This is a genomic window from Microbacterium oleivorans NBRC 103075 (genome assembly GCF_001552475.1).
In the GTDB taxonomy this organism is placed as follows: Bacteria; Actinomycetota; Actinomycetes; order Actinomycetales; family Microbacteriaceae; genus Microbacterium; species Microbacterium oleivorans.
Window position 1 is genome coordinate 222,987 of record NZ_BCRG01000003.1, and the last position, 12,176, is coordinate 235,162.

At 71.8% G+C, this 12,176-nt stretch carries 8 protein-coding genes; all 8 read right to left on the reverse strand.

Annotated features, from left to right (window positions below):
• Nucleotide 1: 1 nt before the first annotated feature.
• The gene (gene hrpA, locus MO1_RS05505; protein ID WP_060915432.1) at nucleotides 2–3,874 is read right to left on the reverse strand and encodes an ATP-dependent RNA helicase HrpA; all 3,873 of its coding nucleotides are present in this window, start codon (nucleotides 3,872–3,874) and stop codon (nucleotides 2–4) included.
• 61 nt (nucleotides 3,875–3,935) lie between these two features.
• Entirely contained in the window at nucleotides 3,936–4,682 is a 747-nt protein-coding gene (locus MO1_RS05510) for an FHA domain-containing protein (protein ID WP_235186122.1), read from the reverse strand.
• On the reverse strand, nucleotides 4,682–5,137 hold the full coding sequence (locus MO1_RS05515; RefSeq protein WP_036312165.1) for a hypothetical protein: 456 nt from the start codon (nucleotides 5,135–5,137) through the stop codon (nucleotides 4,682–4,684). Before MO1_RS05515 ends, MO1_RS05510 begins: the two co-directional genes overlap by 1 nt.
• Nucleotides 5,130–5,978, reverse strand: coding sequence for a PP2C family protein-serine/threonine phosphatase (locus tag MO1_RS05520; protein ID WP_036312167.1), 849 nt, complete (start codon nucleotides 5,976–5,978; stop codon nucleotides 5,130–5,132). Before MO1_RS05520 ends, MO1_RS05515 begins: the two co-directional genes overlap by 8 nt.
• The gene (locus MO1_RS05525) at nucleotides 5,975–7,255 is read right to left on the reverse strand and encodes a DUF5684 domain-containing protein (protein ID WP_060915433.1); all 1,281 of its coding nucleotides are present in this window, start codon (nucleotides 7,253–7,255) and stop codon (nucleotides 5,975–5,977) included. Before MO1_RS05525 ends, MO1_RS05520 begins: the two co-directional genes overlap by 4 nt.
• A gap of 48 nt (nucleotides 7,256–7,303) precedes the next feature.
• The gene (locus MO1_RS05530; protein ID WP_060915434.1) at nucleotides 7,304–9,814 is read right to left on the reverse strand and encodes a transglutaminase domain-containing protein; all 2,511 of its coding nucleotides are present in this window, start codon (nucleotides 9,812–9,814) and stop codon (nucleotides 7,304–7,306) included.
• On the reverse strand, nucleotides 9,811–11,169 hold the full coding sequence (locus MO1_RS05535; RefSeq protein WP_060915435.1) for a DUF58 domain-containing protein: 1,359 nt from the start codon (nucleotides 11,167–11,169) through the stop codon (nucleotides 9,811–9,813). Before MO1_RS05535 ends, MO1_RS05530 begins: the two co-directional genes overlap by 4 nt.
• Entirely contained in the window at nucleotides 11,166–12,158 is a 993-nt protein-coding gene (locus MO1_RS05540) for an AAA family ATPase (RefSeq protein WP_036312176.1), read from the reverse strand. Before MO1_RS05540 ends, MO1_RS05535 begins: the two co-directional genes overlap by 4 nt.
• Nucleotides 12,159–12,176: the final 18 nt, after the last annotated feature.

The window sequence follows — 12,176 nt, forward strand, 5'->3', positions numbered from 1 at the left end:
TTCAGCCCGCGAGGGCCTTCGAGATCCGCTGGAGCGAGACCGGCTCCGCCGTGCCGAACCGCTGCGCGAACAGGCTAATGCGGAACTCCTCGAGGAGCCAGCGCGCGTGGACCAGGCGCGCCGGAGCGTCCGCGGCGAGCGGGAGAGTGCCCCCGGCATCCGTGAACAGCGCGGCAGCGCGCTCGTACTCGGTCATCCGCTGCCGGTCTCGGCCGGGGTTGTCGGAGAGGCCGTCGACGCGCTCCTTCGCCCCCTGGAGGTAGCGGGGAAGGTGCGCGAGGCGAGCCGTGCCGGTCCGCGAGAGGAAGCCGGGATGGACGAGCGACGCGAGCTGGCCCTTCACGTCGCCGAGCGCGGCGAGCAGCGTCATGGAGTTCTGCTTCTTCACCGCGCGCTCGACGTCGCGCTGCAGGGTGAGGATCCGGGCGGCGAGAGACACCGTCTGGAACAGCTCGTCGACAACCCGGGCGCTGAACGCGTCGCGAGCGGCCGTGAAGGCCGCCTCGGTGCGGATGACGGCGTCACCCATGACGGCGTCGGCGACCGCGACGCGTGCGTCCTCGATGAGGGCTTTCGCGGACGGGTACGGCGAGGCCGCGAGAGCGAGCTTCTCGGGCGCCGTCAGGTGGTCCATGACGTAGGCGGTGGGGGAGGCGACGGCGAGGAGCAGCAGCCGCCGGGCACCCGCGCGGCTGAGCTCCGCAGCGCGCTCGGGGGTCGCCTCGATCCGAAGGGTGACGGCGTCCTTCGTGTCGGCGAGGGCGGGGTAGCCGCGGACGACGCCGCCGGCGACCTTCGTGTCGACGACCTCGGGCAGATCTCCCACGTCCCACGTCGTGATGCCGGTGCGCTCGAGGGGAGCGCTCGCCGCGGCGACGGTTCGGGCGGCGGATGCCGTCGGCGTCGCCTCGCGCCGCGGCGCCAGTGAGCGGGCCACCGATTCCCGCGCCCGGCCGGCGAGGCGGTCCTGCAACTCGCGGAGGTCGCGGGACGACCCCACGGTGCGTCCCCGTTGGTCGACGGCGCGGAACGAGACGGTGAGGTGGGCCGGGACGCGCTCGAGGTCGAAGTCGCGCTCCGTGACCGGCTGATGCGCGACGCGCTGGATGCGGGCGGCCAGAGCCGCGCGGAGAGTGGATGCCGGGAGCCCGTCGGTGTCTTCCGGACCCGACCCGCGGATCTCGTCCCCGAGGGTCGTCGCCCAGTCGGCGGCGGGCACGACGTGACGACGGATCGCCTTGGGGAGCGCTTTGATGAGACCCGTGACGAGCTCGTCCCGCATCCCCGGCACCTGCCAGTCGAAACCGTCGGGGCGGAGCTGGGCGAGCAGGGCCAGCGGCACGACGACGCTGACGCCGTCGTCAGGGGCGCCGGGCTCGAAACGGTAGGCGAGGGAGAGGACCTGGTCGCCCTGGCGCCAGCGCGCCGGGAAGTCCCGCTCGTCGGTGCGGGCGGACTCGCCGAGGAGGTCGGCCTCGGTCATGTCGAGGAGCTTCGGGGCGGCGGGCTGCGTCTCTCGCCACCACGTCTCGAACGAACGCACGTCGAAGACGTCGTGCGGCACACGGGCGTCGTAGAAGGCGTACACGGCCTCGTCGCCGACGAGGATGTCGCGGCGACGCTCGCGCTCCTCGATGCGCTCGAGGTGACGCCGGAGTTCGCCGTTGCGGCGCTCGAAGGCGGTGAGACGCTTGTCGAGGTGCTGGCTGTTCCACTCGCCCTCGACGAGCGCGTGACGCAGGAACAGCTCACGCGCCAGGTCGCGGTCGCGGCGGGCGAGCTGCACGCGGCGGCGCGGGATGATCTCGACGCCGAAAAGCGTCACCTTCTCGGCCGCGACGGCAGCGCCGGCATCCTTCGACCAGTGCGGGTCGCTCAGACTCCGGTTCGCGAGGTCGCCGGCGAGGTCTTCCGCCCACGCCGGATCGATCGCGGCGACGGTGCGACCGAACAGGCGCGAGGTCTCGACGAGCTCGGCGGCCATGACCGCGTCGGGGGAGGCTTTGCGCAGTCCGGAGCCGGGGAAGACCGCGAACGACGCGCCGCGAGCGCCGCGGTAGTGCGGCAGGGGCTTGCGCGCATTCTTCTTCGCGGGATCGGTCGTGACCGAGCGGGTGTCGAGGATGCCGATGTGCGACAGGAGTCCTGACAGGATGGCGCGGTGCAGCGCATCCGGCTCGGCCGCCCCGGCTGCCTGACGAGGGGCATCCTTCGGCGCCCCCGAGCGTGACAGCGTCGAGAGCTGACGGTGCACGTCGAACCACTCGCGGACGCGGACGTAGTTGAGGTGCTCGCTGCGGCAGAGGCGGCGGAATGCGCTCGAGCCGAGCTCGCGCTGCTGCTCGCGGAGATGGTTCCAGAGGTTCAGCAGGGTGAGGAAGTCGCTCGTCGGGTCGACGAACCGTGCGTGCAGGCGGTCGGCTTCCTCGCGTCGCTCCTCAGGACGTTCGCGGACGTCCTGAATCGACAGGCCCGCCACGATCGCGAGCACGTCGCGCGACACGCCGAGCTTTTCCGCCTCGAGCAGCATCCGCGCGAACCGCGGGTCGATCGGCAGGCGCGCGATGCGACGGCCGAGGCTCGTGAGGCGGAGGGCACCGGTGCGACCGCCCACGGCGCGAAGCTCGGTGAGGAGCTCGACGGCGGCCTTCACCCCGCGGCTGTCGGGCTTCGTGAGGAACGGGAACTCGGTGACGTCGCCGAACCCCAGCGACAGCATCTGCAGGATGACTGATGCCAGCGAGGTGCGGAGGATCTCGGGTTCGGTGAACTCGGGACGCGCCGTGAAGTCGTCCTCGGCGTAGAGCCGGATCGCGATGCCCGCCGACGTACGGCCGGCGCGCCCGGAGCGCTGCTGCGCCGATGCCTGCGAGATCGCCTCGATCGGCAGGCGCTGGATTTTCGACCGCACGCTGTAGCGGGAGATACGCGCCGTGCCCGTGTCGACGACGTACCGGATGCCGGGGACCGTGAGGCTCGTCTCCGCGACGTTCGTGGCCAGGATGATCCGGCGGCGCACTCCCGCCACGTTCGAGGGCTCGAACACGCGGTGCTGCTCAGCGGACGACAGTCGACCGAACAGGGGCAGCACCTCCGTGGGACGGGCGTCCTTCGCGTACAAGCCGCGGACGGCGTCCATCGCATCGCGGATCTCGGCCTCGCCGGGGAGGAAGACGAGCACGTCGCCGTCGGGCTCGCGGTCGAGCTCACGCAGCGCGGCGAGCAGACCGTCGACGTCGTCCTCGGACTCGTCCTCGTGCGCGCGGTAGCGGATCTCGACGGGGTAGGTGCGTCCCGACACCTCGATGACCGGCGCGGGTACGCGCTCGCCGTCGGGCGCCGTGGCGGCGAAGTGGGCGGCGAAGCTCTGCGGGTCGATCGTCGCCGAGGTGATGATCACCTTGAGATCGGGACGCTCGGGGAGGATGCGGGCGAGGTACCCGAGCAGGAAGTCCACGTTGAGAGAGCGCTCGTGAGCCTCGTCGACGATGATCGTGTCGTAGCGGCGGAGGAGCCGGTCGCGGTGAATCTCGTTCAGAAGGATGCCGTCGGTCATCAGCGTGACCTGCGTGGCCTCCGTCACCTCGTCGGTGAAGCGGACCTTGTAGCCGATCGCGCCGCCGAGGGGCACCTGCACCTCGTGCGCGAGTCGCTCGGCGATGGAGCGGGCAGCGATCCGTCGCGGCTGCGTGTGCGCGATGCGGGTGCGCCCCAGTTCGAGGCACATCTTGGGCAGCTGCGTCGTCTTGCCCGAGCCGGTCGCACCGGCGACGATGACGACCTGGTTCTCCGCGATGGCGCGCGAGATCTCCTCCCGAGCGGCGCTGACGGGCAGCTCCGGGGGGTACGAGATGACAGGGGCGGGTGCGGACACAGCCTTCGATGGTATCGCGCGGGCGGATGCCGGCGGTCGCCCGCCCGTCAGATGCTGCGCGTCAGCGGTCGGCGGGCTGCGCGTCATCCAGCAGCGGAAGGTCCGCCGCGGTCACGAGGCGTGACAGCACCGCGTGCTCGACGAGCCGAGCGCGACGGTTCGTCGCGAGCTTGCCCGCCCCGCCGCGGAGGCCCTGCACACCTTCGCGGTCGAACTTGTCGCACACGTTGTCGAGCTTGCGGTTGAAGGTCGTCAGCGGCCAGCCGAGACGCTCCGCGGCCTTCGCCGACGTCGGGATCTGGCTCGATCCCATCATGCCGCCGCGGAGGATCGGCTCGCAGAGCGCGATGAGCAGCAGCCGCTGGGTGGCCGTCAGCGGTACCGCGCCGATCGTCGTGCCACCGTCGGTGCTGTCGCCGTCGAGCGCCGACCCGCGTCCGGTGAACCGGGCGGCGCCGTTTCGGATCGTGAATTCGTACGTGTACGCCCCGGCGGTGAACATGACGACGAGCTCGGGGAAGACGAGCGGCACGCGGGTCCCCGGACCCAGCATCGCCTGGTAAGCGCCGTCGGCGGTGGCGAGAGCGACGGAGATGGAGCGCCCGGTATTGGTGAGCCACCACATGCCCTGGGCCGATTCGATCTCCAGCAACCGTCGGTGCAGGTAGGGGTTCGTGTCGATGACGAGGTCGGCGTCACGGCCGATCGAGTACGTCTCGCCCGGCGTCGGGTGGAACCATTCGCCGCAGAACTCGATGCCGAGCTCCGCCGCGTCGGTCTCCGCTGTCAGTTCGATGCTCTCAGTCATCACAAGCCCCCTTGAATGATCACGATGATGCCCCACACGGCGCCCGCGACGACGAGGACGCCGCCGAGCGTGACGGCGACGATCCCACCGCGACGCGAACGGCCACCCGGTGCATCCGCCGCCGCCGCGTGAGCGCGCGGAGGTGAGACGGGCGTCCGGACGACCGGCGGCGAGGGCTCCGCGTGCCGCGGGCCGTATACGGCGCGGGGGACGCGTGTGCCGGACGCCGACGCGGTGCGCGGTGTGTCCGCTCGACCGTGCGCGATCGCGGGAGCGGCGGCATCCTTCGTGACGCGCCGTTCGGTCACTCGGGTGCCCTCGTCGGTGTGACGTTCGGCCAGGAGGGTCTCGTCGGGCGTCTCGTCGTCGGGAAGACGACGTGCCGCGATGCGGGTGGTGTCGTCGGGTTCGTTCCGCGTCGCTCGGCGGGTGAGATCGTCGACCGGGTCAGTCATGGCGTCTCCGCCGCGACGGCACGGTCTCGACCTCGATCGTGCCGGTGGCCGGTTCGCTCGTGACGAGACCGCCCGTGGTGTCTTCGAGGCGGGGGTGGATGCCGCCGCCCACGACATCGACGACGATCGCCGTCACGTTGTCGCGTCCACCGTGGTGGAGTGCCTGTGCGATGAGCGCTCCCGTCGTCTGCGACGGCGACGCCCCCGACAGCAGGCCCGCACGGATCGCCTCGTCGGTGATCTCTCCCGACAGTCCGTCGGAGCAGATGAGGAGGCGCTCGCCGGTGACGACGGGAAGCAACCAGAAGTCGGCGGGGCTCTGCTCGCCGCCGACCGCGCGCGTGATGACATTGCGCCCCTCGAACGTGGACATGTCCTCGCGGGCGAGACGCCCGGCATCCACCATCTCCTGAGCGATGGAGTGGTCGACGGTGAGCTGTTCGAGGCGCTCGGAAAGCAGGCGGTAGACGCGCGAGTCGCCCACGTTGACGACGATCCAGCGGTTCTCGCCGTTCTGCTGCACGGCCACGACACCGGTGAGGGTCGAGCCTGCGCCCCGCGTCGTGCCGCGGGAGATGGCCCCCACGGCTGCGTGCGCTGCGCGGACCGCCTCGGCGACCTCCTCGGGGGTGACGTCACTGCGACCGACGAATCGCCGGAACGCGTCGATGACCGCGGCGGACGCCAGGTCGCCGGCCTCGTGGCCGCCCATGCCGTCGGCCACGACGAAGACGGGGAAGCTCGCCAGGTGCGAGTCCTCGTTCACGCGACGGCGGAGCCCCGTGTCGGTGAGGGCGCCGCTGATGACGTCGAAGGGGTGGAGCGGTTCGAAAGGCGTCATCGCGCTCCTGGGTCGAGGGTGAGCTCCGCGTCACCGAGGAGGAACCGGCCCGTCAGCGGGGCGGGCGTGCCGACAGCGATCTCGTCATCGCCGTCACCCACGATGACACCGTTGGTCGACGACAGGTCGGTGATCGTCCACCCCTCGTCGGTGCGGCGCAGGAGGGCGTGCGTCTTCGAGACGGTGCGCGTCGCATCGTCGATGGCGATGGGTTGCGCATCGGGTGCGTCGGACGGAGGAACGGGGTTGCGGCCGAGGACGGCCGCATCAGCCGAAAGCGCAACCGTCTGGCCCGTTGGGAGGTGAAGGGACGCCGAGGGGCGGCGGTGCGCCGCGAGCATCGTGTGCTCGTCGACCTCGGGCTCCGGCGCGGGTGCGGAAGCAGCAGGCGCAGGAGCGACCGCGGGGGGAGCAGCGGGAGCTGCGGGAGCTGCCGCGGGAGCGACGGGAGCGACGGGTGCCACCGGCGGCGGCGACCACGCGGCGACGGGCGAGGCCGCGGGAGCCGGAGCGGGGAACGGAGCAGGCGCAGGCGCGGGAGTGGGCGCGGCCGCGGGGCTCGAGAACGGAGCGACGTTGGGGAAGGGCGCGGGGGCTGCGAACGGGGCTGATGACGGCGGGGCGAACGACGTCGTGTCGGCGGGAATCGTCGACGATTCCGGGGCCACCGCCTCGACGGCGAACGGAGTGGGGGGGAGGCCACCGCGGGGGACGCCCTGCCACCGAGCGGAACCCCACCCGATGATCGACGCCCACACCGGGAGCAGGAGCGTCCCGAGGACGATGAACCCGCCGCCGCGCCCGAAGCCACGGTTGAGCGGCCCCATCATCCGCGCGGTCAGGATGATGGCGCCCGCGGCGAAGGCCAGGAAGAGCAGTAGCGGAACGATCGTGGCGGCCAGCAGCGCGGCCGAGGCGTCGCCACCTCCGCCGAAAGCGGCGTTCTGAGCCGACTGCACGAACAGGGCGCCTGTGACCGACGCGACGATGGTGGTCAGGATGCCGCCGCCCACCAGAACGGCAGCCCACCACCCCTTCATCCCCGCCAGCTCGAACAGGGTCCAGAGGTTCAGGACCGGCACCCACGCGCGCCCCGCGGGACGATCCGTCTTCCGGAAAACGGCGGCGAGCGCCATCGCGGTCCACACGTACACCGCGGCGAGCAGGATGAGCTGAACGAAGACGGTGATCAGCGACAACGCCGCGACACCGGCCATCGCTCCCGCCGCATCACCGGTCGAGGTCAGGAGAGCGTTCTCCGTCGTCACGATCTGCATCAGTCGTCGTCCTTCATCATCGGTTCCGTCCGTCCTGCATCGCACACACTATCTGCGCCGGGCACGTCTGCGCGGCAGCAACGACCGCAGCGACAGGCGCGCCCGAAAACGTGCCCACGCGCCCTTCTCGGCGGCGAACCGCGCCCGCTCCGCTGCGACGATCCGCCAGAACTCCTCGTTCTCGGCTGCAGTGGGCGGGGTGACATCGAAGACGGACCTGTCCGCCCAGGTCGCCAGTCGCGTTCCTGCCCCCTCTGTTCCCGTCTCTTCGGTACCTGCACCGGCACCGGCCCCGTCCTCACCGGCGAACAGGCGGGCGAGCTCCTGGCGGGTGAGGTGGACGGGGGCGGGGTAGCCGTGGTCGACGGCCGTGTCGACGTACTCCTCCCACCCGCCGGTGAACCGCTCCGCGACGGAATCGCGCCGCCGCCGTCCGCGCCGGCGGAGAGCCTTCACGCCGAGGATCGTGACGAGGGGTCCGACCAGGACGATCACGGCGAGCAGCGAGATGCCGCCGGCCCGTACCGCCGTCCAGAGGGCCGTGAGGTCGGCCTCCTGATCGGCGGCATCCTCGGTCGGACGATCTCCGTCGGCCGGCGACGCCCCCGCGGGCAGCACCGGTTCGGCCTCGTCGCGGCGGACGTCGGTCGGGTTCTCCGGGTCGCGGCGCTGCTCGAGGTCGGGTGAGGGGAAGCTCTCGTGCTGCGGGGTCACATCGACGGGGACCCAGCGGCCCGCGGCGTCCTGCACCTCGATCCACGCCGCCAGGTCTCCGCCGCGGCACGCGCCCTCGTCGCAGACCGGCAGGTCCTCGTCCGACGCGAGACGGGCACCGACGACGACCCGGGAGTCGAATCCGAGCTGGTCGGCGATGAGCATTCCGGCGACGGCGAACTGCTCGTCGTCGCCGACGGCGGCGACGAGGTCGGTGTCGGTCCCTCCGGGGGCGTCCGCCTCGCGGTCGAGCAGCTGGGTGAACAGCGCGCCGATCCGGTCGGCGGAGTGGCCGGCGCGCGAGGACTGGAACCCGTCCCCGCCGAGCTCGCGCAGCCAGGCCGGCGTTTCGCCCGCCGTCAGCTGCAGCGCATGGCTGAGGTACCCGCGGGAGCGGAGCCGGTCGAGAAGGGTCTCGAGTGCCGCACCCCCGGAGCCCGCCTCCTGCTTCTCGATCCACTCCGAGAGGGACGCAGGGACGACTTCCGCGGGCAGCGACGGTCCGCTCCGGGCGGGGGTGAGGGACGAGACCGACTCGGTGGTCCCCTCCGGGAGTGTGGCGAGTTCGTAGGTGTCTTCCTCGCGCAGGCCGCCGTCGGCCAGCTCGATCGCGGCTCCCGTGGCGGCGTTGTGGAAGAAGCCGTCGGAGAGGTCTGCGGCACGAGCGCCCTCGAACGAGACTGCTCGGAGCGCGCCCACGGTGGGCACCCAGATCCCCGCGCCCGCTCCCATCCGGACCGTGACGACTGCGGCATTCGCGTCGCCGTCTGTGAGGCTGGACGGTACACGGGTGAAAGCCGTCGTCGGATCGGTGGGACCGGAGTCCGGATCGATCGCGCGTACCGTGCGACCGTCGTAGAACGGCAGGGTCGACAGGCGTACCCGGTCGATCCCCGCGGGAGCCGAGACGGTGAAGAGAACCTCGTCGTACCGCTCGTCTGTGAAGGAGGCGCGGTAGGCGGCAAGTGGGCTGGGAGCACGTTCGAGCTCGAGCACCGGGTCGACGACGCTCCGCGCGACGTCGCGCGGCTGACCGGCGAGCGCCCACGGTCCCCAGGCGGCGGCGGCAGCGGTGGCGACGACGACCATCCCCGCCGCGGTGGCCGTGCGGGCGACGGTCCCGCGGCTCCGGCCACCCCGGACGACGCCCGTCGCGGCCGCGGCGGTCGCGAGGGCGCGGCGCCGGTCGTGCGCCGTCCGCCAGATCACCGCGACGAGTGCAGTGGCGATGGCCAACGCCCCCACGAGGGTCTCGGGCTGCAGGGACACGGGGCCGAGACGAAGCGGTGGGGCGAGCGAGCGCGCACCGAAGACGACTCCGAAGGCGGTGGGGACGAGGGCGACGGCGATCGCCGGCATCCACCATCTCGTGCTGCGCCACGCGATCGAGAGCGCAGCCGCGGCGCAGGCGAGCACGAGCAGGAACGCGGGCGCGAGCGTCGCCTGGTAGCTGCCGAGGGGAAGCTCGAGGGTGAGGAGGTCCTTCCACCCGGTCACCGGCGCCGTGGCGACGCTCACCAGGGCGCGGACGGCCGCGTCGGGGGACATGAGTGAGCCGGGGGCGGCGACGGGGACGCCGACGACGAGATAGGCGCCGAGCGCGGCGAGAGCGACCCACCACCCCGACCACCGCCACCGGACGCCCGCCGCGGCGACGATGTGGCCAGCGGTGATCCCCACGCACACCGCGATCACGAACGCCGCACTCCGGTAGATGGGCCACGCGGCGACCGCGCCGACGGCGAGGATGAGATCGACGGCGATCGCCTGACCGACGAAGAAGCCCACCCGGGACGGGGCGGCTCGGCGTCGGCGGGCGTCACGACGAGACGTCGGGGACGTCACGATTTGCCGCCCTTCGCGAGAAGTTGCCGGAGGTCGTCGAGCAGCCCGATCGAGACGACGGTCATCCCGCCGAGGCGTCGGATGCCGGGGGTCGCGGTCGGCGCGCACACGAGGGCGATGACGGCGACCTCGCTGCCGAAGGCGAGCGCCGCGCTCTGCAGCTGCGCGGGTGTCAGCGTCGACCCGCAGACGAGGAAGGCGATGGAGGCATCCGGATGCCGGCCCGAGGCGAGCGTGGCCACGTCACGGAGCGGACTCGGGTTCTCGCCGCGGTCGATGCCGGCGAGGTCGTCGAGGAGGGTGCGGGAGGAGATCGTCGTGAGCGTGCGGAATGTCCGCATCCGGTTCCGCGCGAACTCGGGGATCTCCGCGCCCGCCACGACGTCGACGTCGCGCCCGTCGCGGATCCCACGGACGCCGATGGAGGCCGTGGCGCTGACCGCGAGCTCGAACTCGTCATCGTCGGCGTACTCGTCGCCACCGAGACCGAGCACGAGGATCATGCGGGAGCGGCGAGTCTCCTCGTACTGGCGCACCATCATCGCGCCCGTCTTGGCCGTCGACTTCCAATGGATCTGGCGCGGGGAGTCGCCCGGCACGTAAGGGCGGAGGGCGTGGAACGAGAAGTCGGCGTCGACGATCCGTCGGGACGGGCTCCCCTCGAGATCCCGGATGAGGCCGGTCGCCGTACTCCGAAGCGCTGTCGTCACGGGGTGGACGTAGAGGGTGTGGGTCTCCTGCCAGGTCGCCTCCCGGGTGAGGATGCCGAGGGGGTCTCCGCGGACCGTCCGCGCCGGCCCGATGGTGATGACGCCGCGGCGGAGCGTCGGAATCACGACGGTCTCGGAGATGTCGTGTCCCGGGCGGAGGAGCGGAACGTGGACGTCGACGAGTCCCTCGCCCACGGGGAGGTCCACCCGGCCCGGGAGCGCCGTGCGGCGACCGACGTTCGAGACGACGAGGGCCCCCTCGACGGGCGTGCCGGCGACGACCCGATCGTGGGCGAGTCGCAGGGTGACCTCGTACGCCCGGGCGCCGAAGAGGAACGGCACCGAGAGGGCGAGCAGGAGCAGAGCCGCGCCGCCGGCGACGGCGAACTCCAGCCAGCCGAAGCCGAGTCCGCAGACCAGTCCCGCGAGGGCGACGCCGACGACGACCCATCCCGCGGGCGAGACCGTGTCGGCCACCGCCCGCGCGACTCGGGCGGCGGTGCGACGCAGTCGCCGCCATCCCTGCACCCCGCGAACGGCGAGGTCCGTCGTGGACCGCGTCGAACGCGTCGAGCCGAAGCCCGTGCGGGTGTAGGCCGTCGCCGCAGACGTGCGGGTGAGGCGGGACTCGGTCGGGGAGCTCACACGTTCTCTCGCTGACTGCGGTCGCTGAGACGCTCCTGCTGCGAGGGGGGCACGACGTCCAGGAGCACCTGCCCGATGACCGCCTCGGCGGTGACACCGTCGAACTCGGCCTCCGGGTCGAGGATCAACCTGTGCGCGAGGACGGGCACCGCAAGCGCCTTCACATCGTCGGGCGTGACGTAGGTGCGCCCGTGCGCGAGCGCCCACGTGCGCGCAGCCTTCGTGAGGGCGAGCGCACCGCGGACGCTCACCCCGAGGCGCACTTCGCGGGCCAGGCGCGTCGCCTCGACGAGACGGGCGATGTAGTCGAGCACGAGCGGATGCAGGTAGCCGCCGCGCGCGATGTCAGCGAGGCTGACGACGCCCTGCGGCGTGATGACGGGGTCGACCTCCTTCGCCGCGTCACCGGACCCCTCCAGGATCCGGATCGTGGCGGCGTGGTCCGGGTAGCCGAGCGAGGTCTTCAGCAGGAAGCGGTCGAGCTGGGCTTCGGGGAGTCGGTAGGTGCCGGCCTGTTCAACCGGGTTCTGGGTCGCGACGACGAGGAACGGGACCCCGACATCCCGCGTGATGCCGTCGACCGTGACGTGGCCCTCTTCCATCACTTCGAGCAGCGCCGACTGGGTCTTCGGCGACGCGCGGTTGATCTCATCGGCGAGCACGATGTTCGCGAAGATCGGCCCCTGGTGGAACTCGAACTCTCCACGGCGCTGGTCGTAGACGGTGATGCCGGTGACGTCGCCGGGGAGGAGATCGGGGGTGAACTGGATGCGCGAGCTCGTCCCCTGGACCGATCGCCCCATGGCCCGCGCGAGAGAGGTCTTGCCGGTACCCGGGTAGTCCTCCAGCAGCAGATGACCCTCGGACACCATTGTGGTGAAGGCCAGCTCGATGACGTGGCGCTTGCCGAGCACGACCTGCTCCACGTTGTCGACGAGCGTGGTGAAGGTCTCGGCGAACCAGGCGCTCTGCTCCTGGGTGATCGTCATCGTGTTCCTCTCGGGGGT

Coding starts and splice junctions, on each gene's coding strand:
- MO1_RS05510 (WP_235186122.1), bottom strand. CDS start 4,682: ATGACTGAGAGCATCGAACTGACAGCGGAGACCGACGCGGCGGAGCTC.
- MO1_RS05515 (WP_036312165.1), bottom strand. CDS start 5,137: ATGACTGACCCGGTCGACGATCTCACCCGCCGAGCGACGCGGAACGAA.
- MO1_RS05520 (WP_036312167.1), bottom strand. CDS start 5,978: ATGACGCCTTTCGAACCGCTCCACCCCTTCGACGTCATCAGCGGCGCC.
- MO1_RS05525 (WP_060915433.1), bottom strand. CDS start 7,255: ATGCAGATCGTGACGACGGAGAACGCTCTCCTGACCTCGACCGGTGAT.
- MO1_RS05540 (WP_036312176.1), bottom strand. CDS start 12,158: ATGACGATCACCCAGGAGCAGAGCGCCTGGTTCGCCGAGACCTTCACC.